We start from the raw sequence: 14477 nt of genomic DNA, 5'->3' as shown, positions 1-14477 counted from the left end.
TCAGTGCCCGCGGGCGGTTGAGGGTGATGATCGCGACGCTGCCGCGGCGCTCGTACAGCGCGGCGGGCTCAGTGTTGGTCGGCTCGTCGGCCATGGGACTCCTTCAAGATGATCCTACTTACTTAACGATCGCTAAATTGGTACCATGGCGGGCAGGGAGTGCCGACGGCGGGTGCTATCTATCGCACGCTAAGTTGATCTGATGGGCATCGTGACGCTGCACCGACGCACCGAGTGACTCGGATCGTTCCTTGCGCGAGACTCATCCGCCACTGCTCGAGTGGCCCTCCGAATCTGCAACTGACAACCGAAGGAGCTCACTGTGACAACGACCGAACCGGGTGTCGTCAGTACCGTCGAGGACGGTGTCCTGCGCGTCGTCATCGACCGACCTGCGAGCATGAACGCCGTCCGCACCGAGACGCTGGACGCGATTGCTGATGCGTTCGAGAAGCACTCCGCCGACCCCGATGTTCGGGTCGCAGTCCTTGCCGGCTCCGGTCGTGCGTTCTGCACCGGGGCCGACCTGGCGGGCCTGGACCTCTCCGCTCCGCCGTCGCCGGCAGTGATCGATGCCGCCAACCGGGTCGCCGACACGATTCGCACCTTCCCGCAACCGGTGATCGGAGCCGTCCGGGGCCCCGCCGCGGGAGTCGGTGTGTCGCTGGCATTGGCCTGTGACCTCACGGTGGCATCCGAATCCAGCTACTTTCTACTGGCTTTCACCAGAATCGGCCTGATGCCGGACGGCGGTGCCACCGCGTTGGTTGCCGCCTCGGTCGGGCGGGCGCGGGCGATGGCGTTGGCGCTGTTGGCGGAGCGCCTCGGAGCTGCCGAAGCGTTGGATGCGGGACTCATCGCGCAGGTCTACGCCGACGACGAATTCGACACGGAGGTCGAGGCACTCGCGGGGCGCCTGGCCGCCGGGCCCGCTGTGGCCTTCCGAAAGACCAAGGCCGCGATCAACGCCGCGACGCTCGGACAGCTCGACACGGCCTTCGAGCGTGAGCGGGAGGGGCAACTCGAGTTGCTCGCCGCCGCGGACTTCGCGGAGGGCGTCGACGCGTTCCAGAACAAGCGGGCCGCGCGGTTCGGGCGCTGACCGTAGTCGGTGTCGACACACCGATCGATCGAAACCTCTGAAACCTCTGAACGGTGCCGGTAGTGATCCGGGTGCCGATCGGGAAAGGACTGATTCATGACCGGACCTCTCGACGGGCTGAGGGTGATAGAGCTCGCCGGTATCGGCCCCGGACCGCACGCCGCGATGATCCTGGGTGATCTCGGTGCCGACGTCGTGCGCATCGAACGGCCGAGTTCCAGCACCCCCGACGCACTGGACGGCAATCCGGACCACATGCTGCGCAACCGGCGTTCGGTTGCTGCCGACCTGAAGAACAGCGCCGAGCGTGACATGGTGCTGCGGCTGATCTCGAAGGCCGACGTGTTGATCGAGGGGTACCGGCCCGGTGTGGCCGAACGTCTCGGGCTCGGGCCCGAACCGTGCGCCGAAGTCAATCCGAGGCTGGTCTACGCCCGGATGACAGGTTGGGGGCAGACCGGCCCCATGGCCTCACGGGCCGGTCACGACATCAACTACATTTCGCTGACCGGCGCGTTGCACGCGATCGGGCGGCCGGACGAGCGCCCCGTGCCACCGTTGAACCTGGTGGGCGATTTCGGCGGCGGTTCGATGTTCCTGCTGGTCGGCATCCTGTCGGCGTTGTTCGAGCGACAGCAGTCGGGTCGCGGCCAGGTGATCGACGCGGCCATGCTCGACGGGGTAGCCGTGCTGTCCCAGATGATGTGGGCGATGCGTGGATTCGGTCAGTGGTCGTCGAGCGCAGGTACGAATCTCCTCGACGGTGGCGCGCCGTTCTACGACACGTACGCCTGCGCTGACGGGCGAGCCGTGGCGGTCGGTGCCATCGAGCCGCAGTTCTACCGGGCACTGTTGGACGGGCTGGGGCTCACGGATGCGGACCTGCCGGATCAGAACGACCGGTCCGGTTGGCCGACGTTGCGGGCGAGGTTCTCCGAGGTCATCGCCTCGAAGGGCTGCGAACACTGGATCGACGTGTTCGACGGCACCGATGCGTGCGTGACACCGGTGCTGTCCTTCGACGAGGTCGCCGAGGACTCATATCTCCGAGAGCGCGGCACACTCGTGGATGTCGACGGCGTCACCCAGGCCGCGCCGGCACCGCGGTTCTCGCGGAGCTCGCCGGGAATGCCGACCCCGCCGCGGCCGGTGGGGGCAGACGGCCCCGACGTTTTGCGGGAGTGGTTGGGGCACTGACTCTCCGGTGTCCGGGCCGGCCGGCGGTACCGGAGCCGATCGGAAATCGAAGGACGCTCGAGTAATCTCGGATCATCAGCACAACGTGAACGATAGGTGTGGTCAGGTGGCGAAGTTGTCGACAGACGTGGCTGAAGATGCAGATGATCCGGGTGACTGGTGCAGCCTGGAGCGGTTGGAGCTGACGCCCATTCTGTCGGCGTCGCTCGACGCCTTCTACGAGTCGGGCTTCCACGGGGCATCGGTGCGGGAGATTGCTCGTCGGGTCGGCGTCACCGTCCCGTCCCTGTACTACCACCACCAGAGCAAGGAAGGATTGCTCATCGCGCTTCTCGAGCGCAGCATCGGGGACCTGCATTCCCGGTCGCTCGCTGCGAACGCCGCAGGCGACGACGATCCGGTACAGCGCTTGGCCAACGTGATCTTCACGATCGTGTTGCAGATGACCAACCGTGCACTGCTGGCTGCCCTCGAGGGCGAAGCGCGGTACCTGGGGCCGGAGAACTGGGAGCGCTACCGCGCGGTCCGGAAGGGCGTCGAGGGCCTGGTGCTCGACATCGTGAATGACGGAAACGGGACCGGGGAGTTCGACGTGGACGATCCCGCCGAGACCACCCGGGCGATTCTCGGTATGTGCCAGGTGATTCCCCGGTGGTACCACGCGGAGGGCATGCACAGCCCGGAGGTAGTCGCCCGGAAGTACGTCGTGATCGCTCTCAGGATGGTCGGTGCGACCCGGGTACCGGGCATGCCCGAGGTCTCGGGGTAGGCGGCGCGACCAACGGGGTCGGCTGAAAGTCTCGGCAGCACGAGATTCAGGTGGCGCATCTCGAAGGGACTGCTGGCCACGTGATCCCGTCCCCGGCCCGCGCGGGGAAAACGTGCGGACCGGGGACCGGATCAGCTGCCTGTTCCGGGGCCGCCACAGCCAGTCGGCGCAGCGCCAGTTCGCTGTAGAGGGCGGCGCCGTCGCCGAGGACGCCGTCATCGAACTCCGCGAGCCGCGAATGGTTGTACGCGGCCGCCGTCGGATCCCGGTCCGCGGGGCACGCGCCGAGGAACACGAACGCGCCCGGAATCTCGTTCAGCACCCGCGACAAATCCTCGGACAAGCTCGCCGGGTCCGGTTGCCACGCGAACCGTTCCGGGCCGTGCACCTGCGAGACGACATCGGCGACGAACTCGGCCTCGGTGTCGTCGTTGACGGTCACCGGATACTGCTCGGAGTAGTCGACGTCCACGCGCAGGCCTCACGTGCAGACCGTACGCGGCCACCGGACGCGTGCCGGACGCCTCGAGGACTCCTTCTGCCAGCATGTGTCCGGCACCGTCGTATCCCTCCTCGCCCGGCTGGCACATGAACACGATGTCGCCGGCGAGGTTCTCGCGCCGCGCCGACAGCAGGTGCGCGGCGCCCACCAGCATCGACGTGTGCAGGTCGTGTCCGCATGCGTGCATGTGTCCCGGGACCGTCGAGGCGTAGTCGATGTTCACGCGCTCGCCCACCGGGAGCGTCGGCCTGGGTCACGGTGCATCCCGCAGGGCCGCAGACGGCCGCGCTCGTCGAGATCGAGTGCGAGGCCGGACAGGTGCTCGCGACCGCCGAGGCCCTGGTGCGGTGGCCGCACGTGCTGACCGTCGAACACGCCAGTGGCTCAAGGGATCTGCTACTCACCGTCAGCGTGCCCGACCTGGCGTCGCTGGCGGGCATGCTGCTGACCTCCGTCGAGTCGCTTCCCGGAATCCGATCGACCCGAACGCATCTCGTGATCCGTCCGTACGCGATGGGCGGCGACTGGCAGTTGCAGGCCCTCGATGCGGACCAGCGTGCACAGATGGACGCCCGCGGGCAGCGGGCCGCGTCGCCGCCGCGCCCGCTCGGCGAGGCGGACCGGGCGCTGATCCGGGCCCTGTTCCAGGACGGCCGCACGCCCCTCGCCGACATCGCGGCGGAAGTCGACTGCAGGGTCAGTACCGCACGCCGCCGACTGAACGCGCTACTGGACCGGCACGCGGTGCTGCTGCGTTGCGATGTCGCGCAACCGCTCTCGGGATGGCCGGTCTCGGTGTGGATGTGGGCCCGCGTGCCGGTCGACGAATGCGACGACGTGGCCAAGCGTCTGTCCGCGTGGCCGGAGACCCGTGCGTGCCTCGTCGTCACCGGCGCGCCGGCCAACTTCTTCTACTCGGTGTGGGTCCGTTCGCTCGAGGACGTGCACCGCGTGGAGCAACTGCTGCGGCGGGCGGTGCCGTCGCTCGAGATTCTCGACCGCTCCATCACCCTCCGGTTCTTCGAGCGGATGGGGCGCATCCTCGACGACGTCGGGCGCAGCGTCGAGTGCGTTCCCATGGACGTCTGGTCGGATCCGGTGGAGGCGGGCGCGGGGCTGACGTCAGCGGAGCCGCTCGCGGCGGGACATGGTGCTGCGCAGCCCCTCGGCGGCCGCCCGGACGGCGTCGACCTGGCTCTCGGGCCGGTAGCGGTTGGTGGGCCCGGTGACGCTGATCGCCGCGACGATGCGGTCGTCGGGTCCGAAGACCGGTGCCGCCACGCACGCGATGCCCAGCGCCGACTCCTCGCGCTCGAAGGCCACCCCGGTCTCCACCACCTTGTCGAGCTGGCCGCGCAGGATTCCCGGCGCCACGACGGTGTGCGGGGTCCTTCGGACCATCGGGGAGGAGAGGACCTCGCGGCGCAGCTCCGGATCGGAGTTCGCGAGCAGTGCCTTGCCGATCGCGGAGCAGTGCAGGGGGATCCGTCCGCCGGTGCGCGACGGGGCGTTCGCCTGGCGGTGGCCGCCGATCTTCGCGACGTAGACCACGTCGTGGCCGTCGCGCACCCCGAGGTGCACGGTCTCGTGGGTGCGCTCGTACAGGTCCTGCAGGAACGGCATCGCCATCTCGAGCAGGCTGCGCTCGAGCGAGGCGAGCATGCCGAGTTCGAACAGGCCGCCGCTGAGGCGGTAGCCGTCGTCCACGCGGTCGAGCAGTCGGTTCGCGACCAGTTCCTTCGCGAGGCGGTGCACGGTCGCCTTGTGCAGTCCGGTCCGGCGGACCAGCTCGGCGAGGGAGACCACGTGGTCCTCGGGGCGGAAGGCACGCAGGATCGTCACCGCCTTGCCGAGGACCGTGTCGAGGTTGGTGGCTCCGGTCATGCATCGAGCGTATCGCTGAGTGAGACGAAAGGTTGGCCTGCGGGGCTTCCGCCCAGCACAGTAGGCGTCATGAGCCAGCCCACGAACTCCACCGCGGTGAGCGAGTCCGCTATCGCCGCTGCCGCGGAACGCCTCGCGTCGGCCGCCGCGGCCGGTGTGCCCTGTGCGCCCATCCGCGACCTGATCGGCGCCGACGACCTCGCGGCCGCGTATGCCGTGCAGAACCGCGTCAACGACCTGCGCATGCAGGCGGGCGCCGTCGTCGTCGGCCGCAAGATCGGCCTCACGTCGGAGGCTGTCCAGCAGCAGCTCGGCGTCAACCAGCCCGATCTCGGCGTCCTGTTCGACGACATGCAGTTCGCCGACGGTGAAGACATCCCGATGAACCTGCTGATCCAGCCCAAGATCGAGGGCGAGGTCGGCTTCGTGCTCGGCGCCGACCTGATCGACGGACCGCTCGACGCCGCGCAGGTGCGCGACGCCATCGAGTACGCGGTCGCCGCGCTGGAGATCTGCGACAGCCGCATCGAGAACTGGGACATCCGCTTCGGCGACACCGTCGCCGACAATGCGTCGTCCGGCGTCTACGTCCTCGGCACGCAGCGCCGCACCCTCGACGAGTTCGAGCCCGTGGACGTCGTCATGTCGATGGCCGTCGACGGTCGTGAGGTGTCCAGCGGCAACGGTGCAGCCTGCCTGGGCGACCCGATCGAGGCCGTCGTGTGGCTCGCCCGCACGGCGCGCGAGCTGGGCCAGCCGCTGCGGGCCGGTCAGGTCATCCTGTCCGGTGCGCTCGGCCCGATGGCACCGGTCCAGGCCGGCAACGTCGTCACCGTCTCCGTGTCCGGACTCGGTGTCGTGACCACCCGTTTCAAGGAAGGAACCGAGGCATGAGCAAGGTCAAGGTCGCGATCATCGGATCGGGCAACATCGGCACCGATCTGATGATCAAGGTGCTGAACCATTCGGAGCACCTGGAGATGGGCGCGATGGTCGGCATCGACCCCGCATCCGACGGTCTCGCGCGCGCCGCGTCCATGGGCGTGCCGATCACCGCCGAGGGCGTCGAGGGCCTCGTCGGCCTTCCCAACTTCGACGAGATCGACATCGTCTTCGACGCGACGTCGGCGAAGGCTCACGTCGTCAACGACGCGCGTCTGCGCCCGCTGGGCAAGCGCATGATCGACCTCACCCCCGCCGCGATCGGCCCGTTCGTCGTGCCCGCCGTCAACGGTGACGAGCACCTCGACGCCACGAACGTCAACATGGTGACCTGCGGTGGCCAGGCCACGATCCCGATGGTCGCGGCCGTCTCCCGGGTCGTCCCGGTTGCCTACGCCGAGATCGTCGCGTCGATCGCGTCGAAGTCCGCCGGCCCGGGCACCCGCGCCAACATCGACGAGTTCACCGAGACCACGTCCAGTGCGATCGTGTCCGTCGGTGGCGCCAAGCGCGGCAAGGCGATCATCATCCTGAACCCGGCCGAGCCGCCGCTGATGATGCGCGACACGGTCTTCTGCCTCGTGGACGCGTCGGACCCGGCCACCCACGACCAGATCCGCGAGTCCGTCGCGAAGATGGTCGGCGACGTCTCGGCGTACGTGCCCGGCTACCGCCTCAAGCAGCAGGTCCAGATCTCGGAGATCCCCGCAGATCAGCCGGTCGAGACCCTGATCGACGGCGGCAATCGCCCGACCCACCAGGTGTCGATTTTCCTCGAGGTCGAGGGCGCAGGGCACTACCTGCCCGCCTACGCAGGCAACCTCGACATCATGACCTCTGCCGGACTGCAGATCGCTGAGCGGATCGCCCAGAAGAAGGAAGCCACCCGATGAGCACGAACCCCACCATCTTCGTCCAGGACGTCACGCTGCGCGACGGCATGCACGCCGTGCGTCACCGCATCTCGCCGGAGGACGTCAAGCGCATCGTCAAGGCTCTCGACGCTGCCGGTGTCGACGCGATCGAGGTCGCGCACGGTGACGGACTCGCCGGCGGTTCCGTGAACTACGGCCCGGGTTCCAACACCGACTGGGAGTGGATCGAGGCTGCGGCCGACGTCCTCGAGAACGCCCGCCTGACCACCCTGCTGCTGCCGGGTGTCGGCACCATCGAGGAGCTCAAGCACGCCTACAAGCTGGGTGTGCGCTCGGTCCGCATCGCGACGCACTGCACCGAGGCCGACGTCTCCGCGCAGCACATCGAGACGGCCCGCGAGATCGGCATGGACGTCTCCGGCTTCCTGATGATGAGCCACATGGCACCCGCCGAGGAGTTGGCCAAGCAGGCCAAGCTCATGGAGTCGTACGGCGCGCACTGCGTCTACGTCACCGACTCGGGCGGACGCCTGACCATGAACGGTGTCCGTGACCGCGTCCGCGCCTACAAGGAGGTCCTCAACGAGGGCACCGAGATCGGCATCCACGCGCACGAGAACCTCTCCCTGTCGGTGGCGAACAGCGTCGTCGCCGTCGAGGAGGGCGTCTACCGCGTCGACGCATCGCTCGCCGGGCACGGCGCCGGTGCGGGCAACTGCCCCATCGAGCCCTTCATCGCCGTCGCCGACCTGCACGAGTGGAAGCACGGCTGCGACGTCTTCGCGCTGCAGGATGCCGCCGACGACATCGTCCGGCCGCTGCAGGACCGCCCGGTCCGCGTCGACCGCGAGACTCTCACCCTCGGCTATGCCGGCGTGTACTCGAGCTTCCTGCGCCACGCCGAGGCCGCGTCGGCCCGCTACGGCGTCGACGTCCGCACGCTGCTCCTCGAGGCCGGCAAGCGTCGCCTCGTCGGTGGCCAGGAGGACATGCTCGTCGACATCGCGCTGACGCTCGTCGCCGAGCGCGAGGGCCAGAGCGCCTGATCTCAGGCATCTCCCTCTCGGGCGCTGTGACCTTTTCCGGTCACAGCGCCCGAGCTGTTTTCGAGGGTTGCGGACACGCCCGCAGGCCCGCGCTACATCGGTGACGGGGATACGGTCGAGGTGAGCATCGAGGGACTGGGCTCGGTGCGCAACAAGACCGTCGTCAGGTAGGAGCGTTCGTGGCCTTCAACGATCTGGATCTGTCCGAGCGACTGGACCTCGCGCGTGAGGGGACCGCGTACTTCGCGCAGCGGCTCGCGGCGGTGTCCGACGCGGACCTGTCGGGTCCGAGCCTGCTCGAAGGGTGGACGCGAAAGCACCTCGTCGCGCACGTCGGCTACAACGCCGCCGCGCTGTGCCGGATCCTCGACTGGGCTGCGACGGGTGTGGAGACGCCCATGTACGAATCGATGCAGCAGCGGGCCCGGGAGATCGACGAGGGCGCCACGCTGAGTGCCGGTTCGTTGCGAAACCTCTTCACCCACACAGCCGCCCGGCTCGACGAGCAGTGGCGCACCCTCCCTCGGGAGGCGTGGGCCGCGCAGGTGCGGACCGCACAGGGGCGGATGGTGCCGGCGTCGGAGACCGCATGGATGCGCAGCCGCGAGGTGTGGATCCACACGGTCGACCTCGGGAACGGTGGGCGCTTCGACGAGTTCCCCGACGTCGTCCTCGACTCGCTCCTCGACGACATCGTCGGGATGTGGCGAGGCAGGGGCGACGGTGCGGGGCTCGTGCTCGAGGTCGGCGGGCGCAGGCTGGTGGTCGTGCAGGAGGACGCGCCGGTCACGGGCGCGGTCGTGGGCCCACTCGTGTCCGTCGTGCGCTGGGCGTCCGGTCGTGGGGCGGTCGGGATGACCGCCGGTTCGGATCTACAACCGCCTCGCTGGCTGTAGATCCGAACCGGGACGGCGCCGTTGTCGATTCAGCGCGCCGGTGGAACGTGCCCGGTGACGATGCGGTGGATGAGCCGTGCCGCGGTGCGGGCGGTCCGGTTGTCGACGTCGAGCGACGGGTTGAGTTCGGCGACGTCGACAACCGCCAGCTTCCCGCTCGCGCTCACCTGATCGCACACCCGCTGGATCGTCTCCAGCGGCACGCCGTAGGCCGCGGGTGCGCTGACACCGGGTGCGACGGCGGCGGGCAGCACGTCCAGATCGATTGTCAGATAGACGATGTCGACGTCGTCGAGGAAAGCGGTGACGAACTCGTCGACCACCGCGCGGTCCGCGATCCCGCACCGATCGTCCAAGAGGTACCGGACGCCGAGCCGATCAGCGGTGTCGAACAGGGCCGTGGTGTTGCTGGGCTGGCTGATCCCGATCACGTCGTAGCGGTGGCTGGTGCCGGCGGCATCCTCGGCCTCGGCAATCTGCCGGAACGGGGTGCCGGAACTGGGGACCGGGTCGCTGCGCAGGTCGAAGTGGGCGTCGAGATTGAGGATGCCCAGGCGGGGGTGCCGCTTCCGCAGCTGCGAGGGTGCCACGCCGAGATAGGTGCCGTACGCGACCTCGTGGCCGCCGCCGAGGACGACGGGCAGCCGTCCCGCATCGATTGCCGCTGTGACGGCGCGACCGAGCGCGGCCTGGCCTGTTTCGAGTTCCTCGCCGGTCACGGTCACCGTGCCGGCGTCCGCGATGGGCAGGGGCTCGGCGAGCGCCATCGAGGAGAGCGCGGCGCGCAGGGCGCGGGGGCCGTCGGCGGCGCCGCGCCGTCCCTTGTTGCGCCGGACGCCCTCGTCGCTCGCGAAGCCGATCAGCACGCTGCCGGTGTCCGGTTCGGGGGAGTAGGGCGCGATGGCCTGGTGCCAGCGCAGGTGTTCCGGGGTGTCGCCGTCGGTGCGGCCGGTCCAGGGCGCAGGGGCGACGTCGACGACGATCTCGTGGCTCATGCGAGGCTCCCGGCGACAGCAGTGGCGGATGCACCGACCAGGACGCCGTCCTTGAACACCTCGCGGATCAGCGGCACGCCCGGACGGTAGGCGAGGTGCAGGTACGACGGCGCGTCGAGCGCGATCGCGTCGGCGCGGGCACCGATCCGCAGGCTGCCGACGTCCTCGCGCTGCAGTGCGCGGGCACCACCGGCGGTCGCGGCCCACACGGCCTCGGCCGGCGTCATGTGCATGTCGCGGACGGCGATGGCGATGCAGAACGGCAGGCTCGTGGTGTAGCAGGTACCGGGGTTGCAGTCCGCGCCCAGCGCGACGGTGACACCGGCGTCGAGCAGTGCGCGGGCGCCGGGGTACTGGTTGCGGGTGGAGAAGTCGGCGCCGGGCAGCAGCGTCGCGACCGTCGAGCTACCGGCGAGAGCGTCGATGTCGGCGTCGGTGACGTAGGTGACGTGGTCGACCGAGGCCGCACCCATCTCGACGGCCAGCTGCACGCCCGGGCCCTCGCCGAGCTGGTTGCCGTGCACGCGGGGGATCAGGCCGTGGGCGACGCCGGCGGTGAGGACGGCGCGCGACTGCTCGACGGTGAACGCGCCGCGCTCGCAGAACACGTCGATCCACTTCGCGTACGGGGCGCACGCCGGGATCATCTCGTCGACCGCCATCGCCACGTACTCGTCGCCGCGGCCCGCGTACTCGGGCGGCGGGACGTGCGCGGCCAGCAGCGTGACCTCGTCGGTGAACCGGCCCGCGACCTGCACGCTGCGCAGCTCGTCCCGCGTGCTCTGGCCGTAACCGCTCTTGATCTCGACGGTGGTGCTGCCGGAGCGCAGCGACTCGTCGAGCAGCCGGCGCACGTTCGCGGCGAGCTGGTCGTCGCTCGCGGCCCGCGTCGCCTCGATCGTGGTGCGGATGCCGCCCGCCGCGTACTTCTCGCCCGCCATGCGGGCCGCGAACTCCTCGGCCCGCTCGCCCGCGAACACCAGGTGCGAGTGGCTCTCGACGAAGCCGGGCAGCACGGCCCGTCCGCCGAGATCGAAACCGGCGTCGGCGGCCGGGGCGTCCGCGGAGTCACCCACCCACGCGACCACGCCGTCCTCGAAGACGACCGCAGCGTCGTGCCGGACACCCAGTGCTCCCTCGCCCAGCGTGGGGTCGTTGGTGACGAGGGTGCCGATGTTCGTCAGTGCGGTGGTCCGGGGACCGGTCGTGGTCACGTGAGGCTCCTAGGTGACTGTGGTGAGGGGGAATCGGTGGTCGGTGACCGGGATCAGACCCGGCTGTCGACCATCGCGGTGTGGGCGGGGTAGATCATGGCGGCCGGCGGGTTGTTGGTCCGCTTGGCGACCGGGTAGTAGATCGCGCCGGTCAGGACGATGCCGACGATCCACGAGATGTCCGCGCCGCCGAGCATCTCGGTGATCGGGCCGGTGTACATCTTCTGCGCGAGGAACGGGATCTGCGCGAGCACGCCGACGGCGTAGACGACCAGCGCCGGGACGTTCCAGGCTCCGTAGCGCCCGTTCGGGTCGTACAGCGCCGGGATGTCGATGCGCTCCTTCGAGATCAGGTAGTAGTCGATCAGGTTGATCGCGCTCCACGGCGTGAACACCATCAGCAGCACCAGGACGAAGTTCTTGAAGTTGTCCAGGAAGTCCGCGCTCGCCGCGATCGCGATGAACATCGAGACGACGGTGAAGCCGAGGATGTAGAACGAGCGGGCCTTCGTCGAGATCTGCGACCGGCCGTCGAACGCGGTGACGGTGGTGAGGATCGACATGAAGCCGCCGTACGCGTTGAGGACGTTGACCGTCAGCTTGCCGGTCACGATCACCAGGTAGATCAGGAACGCGATGATGGCGGGACCGGCGAGGTCGCCCATGAAGCCGACCTGGTTGCCGAGGAAGGCGTCGCCCGCGACGGCCGCGACGAGGGCACCGAAGGTCATCGACCACTGCGAACCGATGACGCTGCCGAGGAAGGTCGACCAGAACGTGGTGCGCTCGCTGGTCTCGCGGGGCAGGTAGCGGGAGTAGTCGGCGACGTACGGACCGAACGTGAGCTGCCAGCCGGCGCCGAGGGAGATCGCGAGCAGGAACGTCACGAAGTCGAAGTCGACGACGCCGACGTAATCGAGGACGTCGTACTCGAGGAAGAGACGGATCGCCAGGTACGTGAATCCGATGATGCCGACGACGGTGGCGATGCGGCCGACGATGTGGATCAGCTTGTAGCCGGTGACGGCGACGAATGCCGTGAGCAACCCGAAGATCACGATGCCGACGGTGGCGTTGTCGATGCCGAGGACCTTGTTCACGGCCTGACCGGCTAGGACGGTGCCGGTGGCGGCGAAGCCGAGGTACATCAGGATCACCAGCACGAGCGGGATGACCGCGCCCTTGACACCGAACTGGGCGCGACTGGAGATCATCTGCGGCAGGCCCATGCGGGGGCCCTGTGCCGAGTGGAGGGCCATCACGGCACCGCCGAGGACGTTGCCGATCAGCAGGCCGATGATGGCCCACAGCGCGTCGGCGCCGAAGACGACGGCCAGGGCGCCGTCGACGACGGCCGTGATCTGCATGTTCGCGCCGAACCACAGCGTGAACTGGCTGCGGGGAGTGCCGTGCCGTTCGTCGTCGGGGACGACGTCGATGGTGCGCCGCTCCGGGGCGAGGAGCACCTCGGACGTGCTGCCGTCGTGTGTCATTGGGCCTGCTCTTTCTGCGGTGACCGCACCGTGCGGCGGGGTCGACTTCCGGGGGTGATGCCCACCTTCTTCGGTGCTTGTGCGCTGGATCACGCCATGTCGCTGGGAAATGTATAGGCCTGTATATACAGGTCTGTCAACATTCAGGTTTGTAACCGGATTGTTTGTCCTGGTCGACGGTCAGAAGCCCTTTCCGGGATTCATCAGACCGAGCGGATCGAATGCGGCCTTCACCGCGTGATGGATGTCCAAACCTGTCTCTCCCACTTCGAGCGCCATCCAGCGTCGCTTCAACACCCCGACGCCATGCTCACCTGTAAGGGTGCCACCCAGCTCGAGCGCGCGCCGGAACACCTCGTCGGCGGCCGTCCAGACGGCATCCGGGACGGACCCGTCGGCGAGGCGGTCGAACACGAACGTCGGGTGCACGTTGCCGTCCCCGGCGTGCGCGACCGTCATCACGGTCACCCCGTGGCGCCGCGAGATCTCCTCGATCGACTCGACCATCTCGGGCAGCCGCGAGCGCGGCACGCCGACGTCCTCGACCAGGCACTGCCCGAGCCGTTCGGCCGCCGGGTACGCCAGGCGGCGGATCTCGAGCAACTGCGCCGACTCGGCCGGGTCCCGGGACAGGGCGACGAAGTCGGCGCCCGCGTCGGTGAAGTGTCGTTCGATCGCGGCGGCGGCCTCGTCGGCGTCGGGGCCGTCGGCCTGCGCGATGAGCATCGCTCGGTCCCGGACTCCAGGCCGATGCGCTTCCACTCGTCGACGGCGACCAGTGTGGCCCGGTCGATCAGCTCGAGCAGGCTCGGTCCGATTCCGGCACGCACCACCGCGGCGACGGCGTCCGCGGCAGCGCGCAGCGATGCGAAGCTGCCGACGATCGTCGCGGGCTCCCGAGCCGGCCGCGGCCGCAGACGGACGGTTGCGCTCGTGACGATCCCGAGGGTGCCCTCGGAACCGACCAGCAGCCCGGTCAGGTCGTAGCCGGCGACGCCCTTGACGGTGCGGTGCCCGGTCCGCAGGATCCGGCCGTCGGACAGGACCACCTCCAGACCCAGGACGGAGTCCCGGGTCACGCCGTACTTGACGCAGCGGAGTCCGCCAGCGTTGGTGGCGATGTTCCCGCCGATCGTGGAGATCTGGAAGCTGCTCGGATCGGGGGCGTACATCAGTCCGTGCTCGGCGGCCGCGCGGTCGAGGTCGGCATTCACGACGCCGGCCTGCACCACCGCGAGCTGATCGGCCGGATTCACTTCGACGATCGTGCGCATCGCGGCGGTGGACACCACGAGGCAGCCGTCGATCGCGGTGGCGCCGCCGGCCAGGCCGCTGCCGGCGCCGCGGGGGACCACCGGAACGCGATGGGCGGTGGCCCATTTCATCGCCGCGACGACGTCGTCGGTGGAGTCCGCGATCAACACTGCGAGCGGACGGCCGGGCTCCGCGAGATGTGCCTCGTCGCGGCTGTAGGCGTCCATGACGTCGGGATCGGTGACGAGTCGACTCGAGCCGAGGGCGTCGGCGAGCGCGGTGAGGGACATCTGGGTTCCTTGTCGTCG

Annotated in this window: 12 protein-coding genes and 4 pseudogenes; 9 read left to right on the top strand and 7 right to left on the bottom strand. The window is 69.1% G+C overall.

What is annotated here, in order from left to right; all coding sequences use genetic code 11:
- The first annotated feature begins 322 nt into the window (after nt 1-322).
- From DEU38_RS26575 to DEU38_RS26565, 3 genes are all read left to right on the top strand, one after another.
- Nucleotides 323-1102 carry an enoyl-CoA hydratase gene (locus DEU38_RS26575; RefSeq protein WP_114724363.1) on the top strand — a complete coding sequence of 260 codons (780 nt, stop codon included), beginning with the start codon at nt 323-325 and terminating at the stop codon, nt 1100-1102.
- A 96-nt stretch (nt 1103-1198) separates the two neighbouring features.
- Entirely contained in the window at nt 1199-2299 is a 1101-nt protein-coding gene (locus tag DEU38_RS26570; protein WP_114724362.1) for a CaiB/BaiF CoA-transferase family protein, read from the top strand.
- Between the two features lie 127 nt (nt 2300-2426).
- Nucleotides 2427-3068 (top strand): TetR/AcrR family transcriptional regulator, encoded by a 642-nt coding sequence (locus DEU38_RS26565; RefSeq protein ID WP_114724369.1) that lies wholly within the window; start codon nt 2427-2429, stop codon nt 3066-3068.
- A gap of 46 nt (nt 3069-3114) precedes the next feature.
- Here DEU38_RS26565 and DEU38_RS29580 read toward each other — a convergent pair whose 3' ends face one another.
- A complete protein-coding gene (locus DEU38_RS29580; protein ID WP_258558176.1) occupies nt 3115-3540 on the bottom strand; it encodes a M20/M25/M40 family metallo-hydrolase in 426 nt (141 codons plus the stop codon).
- A 64-nt stretch (nt 3541-3604) separates the two neighbouring features.
- Nucleotides 3605-3757: pseudogene (locus tag DEU38_RS29575) on the bottom strand (M20/M25/M40 family metallo-hydrolase); the annotation flags it as partial.
- Here DEU38_RS29575 and DEU38_RS29570 point away from each other — a divergent pair.
- Nucleotides 3748-4287 (top strand): annotated as a pseudogene (locus tag DEU38_RS29570) (Lrp/AsnC ligand binding domain-containing protein); the annotation flags it as partial. The pseudogenes DEU38_RS29575 and DEU38_RS29570 sit on opposite strands and share 10 nt — an antisense overlap.
- A gap of 405 nt (nt 4288-4692) precedes the next feature.
- Here the strand turns inward: DEU38_RS29570 and DEU38_RS26550 are convergent.
- Entirely contained in the window at nt 4693-5454 is a 762-nt protein-coding gene (locus DEU38_RS26550; RefSeq protein ID WP_114724361.1) for an IclR family transcriptional regulator, read from the bottom strand.
- Nucleotides 5455-5523: 69 nt separating this feature from the next.
- Here DEU38_RS26550 and DEU38_RS26545 point away from each other — a divergent pair, with 69 nt between their 5' ends.
- The 5 genes and pseudogenes from DEU38_RS26545 to DEU38_RS26525 all read left to right on the top strand — a co-directional run bounded on the left by DEU38_RS26545 (nt 5524) and on the right by DEU38_RS26525 (nt 9213).
- Nucleotides 5524-6348: a 2-keto-4-pentenoate hydratase gene (locus DEU38_RS26545; protein WP_114724368.1), complete on the top strand. Its 825-nt coding sequence runs from the start codon at nt 5524-5526 to the stop codon at nt 6346-6348.
- A complete protein-coding gene (locus DEU38_RS26540) occupies nt 6345-7289 on the top strand; it encodes an acetaldehyde dehydrogenase (acetylating) (RefSeq protein WP_114724360.1) in 945 nt (314 codons plus the stop codon). The genes DEU38_RS26545 and DEU38_RS26540 overlap by 4 nt, the downstream gene beginning before the upstream one ends.
- On the top strand, nt 7286-8317 hold the full coding sequence (gene dmpG / locus DEU38_RS26535; protein WP_114724359.1) for a 4-hydroxy-2-oxovalerate aldolase: 1032 nt from the start codon (nt 7286-7288) through the stop codon (nt 8315-8317). The genes DEU38_RS26540 and dmpG overlap by 4 nt, the downstream gene beginning before the upstream one ends.
- A 65-nt stretch (nt 8318-8382) precedes the next feature.
- A pseudogene (locus DEU38_RS29565) lies at nt 8383-8488 on the top strand (2-hydroxyhepta-2,4-diene-1,7-dioate isomerase); the annotation flags it as partial.
- A gap of 8 nt (nt 8489-8496) precedes the next feature.
- Nucleotides 8497-9213, top strand: a complete 717-nt coding sequence (locus DEU38_RS26525; RefSeq protein WP_114724358.1) for a maleylpyruvate isomerase family mycothiol-dependent enzyme — start codon at nt 8497-8499, stop codon at nt 9211-9213.
- A gap of 29 nt (nt 9214-9242) precedes the next feature.
- On the opposite strand, the gene hutG is transcribed toward DEU38_RS26525, so the two are convergent.
- The 4 genes and pseudogenes from hutG to DEU38_RS26505 all read right to left on the bottom strand — a co-directional run bounded on the left by hutG (nt 9243) and on the right by DEU38_RS26505 (nt 14459).
- Nucleotides 9243-10208: a formimidoylglutamase gene (gene hutG / locus DEU38_RS26520; RefSeq protein WP_114724357.1), complete on the bottom strand. Its 966-nt coding sequence runs from the start codon at nt 10206-10208 to the stop codon at nt 9243-9245.
- Nucleotides 10205-11422, bottom strand: a complete 1218-nt coding sequence (hutI, locus tag DEU38_RS26515) for an imidazolonepropionase (protein ID WP_114724356.1) — start codon at nt 11420-11422, stop codon at nt 10205-10207. Before hutI ends, hutG begins: the two co-directional genes overlap by 4 nt.
- 53 nt (nt 11423-11475) lie before the next feature.
- A complete protein-coding gene (locus DEU38_RS26510; RefSeq protein WP_114724355.1) occupies nt 11476-12915 on the bottom strand; it encodes a cytosine permease in 1440 nt (479 codons plus the stop codon).
- Nucleotides 12916-13095: 180 nt separating this feature from the next.
- Nucleotides 13096-14459 (bottom strand): annotated as a pseudogene (locus DEU38_RS26505) (FAD-binding oxidoreductase).
- Nucleotides 14460-14477 lie beyond the last annotated feature (18 nt).

The organism is Rhodococcus sp. AG1013 (assembly GCF_003350365.1).
In the GTDB taxonomy this organism is placed as follows: domain Bacteria; phylum Actinomycetota; class Actinomycetes; order Mycobacteriales; family Mycobacteriaceae; genus Prescottella.
The sequence above is the reverse complement of the archived record's forward strand: the minus strand, read 5'-3'. Positions and strand labels throughout refer to the sequence as shown.

Excerpts from the sequence above, each read along its gene's own strand:
- DEU38_RS26545 (WP_114724368.1), top strand. The coding sequence starts at position 5,524 with ATGAGCCAGCCCACGAACTCCACCGCGGTGAGCGAGTCCGCTATCGCC.
- dmpG (WP_114724359.1), top strand. The coding sequence starts at position 7,286 with ATGAGCACGAACCCCACCATCTTCGTCCAGGACGTCACGCTGCGCGAC.
- DEU38_RS26510 (WP_114724355.1), bottom strand. The coding sequence starts at position 12,915 with ATGACACACGACGGCAGCACGTCCGAGGTGCTCCTCGCCCCGGAGCGG.
- DEU38_RS26550 (WP_114724361.1), bottom strand. The coding sequence starts at position 5,454 with ATGACCGGAGCCACCAACCTCGACACGGTCCTCGGCAAGGCGGTGACG.
- DEU38_RS26570 (WP_114724362.1), top strand. The coding sequence starts at position 1,199 with ATGACCGGACCTCTCGACGGGCTGAGGGTGATAGAGCTCGCCGGTATC.
- DEU38_RS26540 (WP_114724360.1), top strand. The coding sequence starts at position 6,345 with ATGAGCAAGGTCAAGGTCGCGATCATCGGATCGGGCAACATCGGCACC.
- hutG (WP_114724357.1), bottom strand. The coding sequence starts at position 10,208 with ATGAGCCACGAGATCGTCGTCGACGTCGCCCCTGCGCCCTGGACCGGC.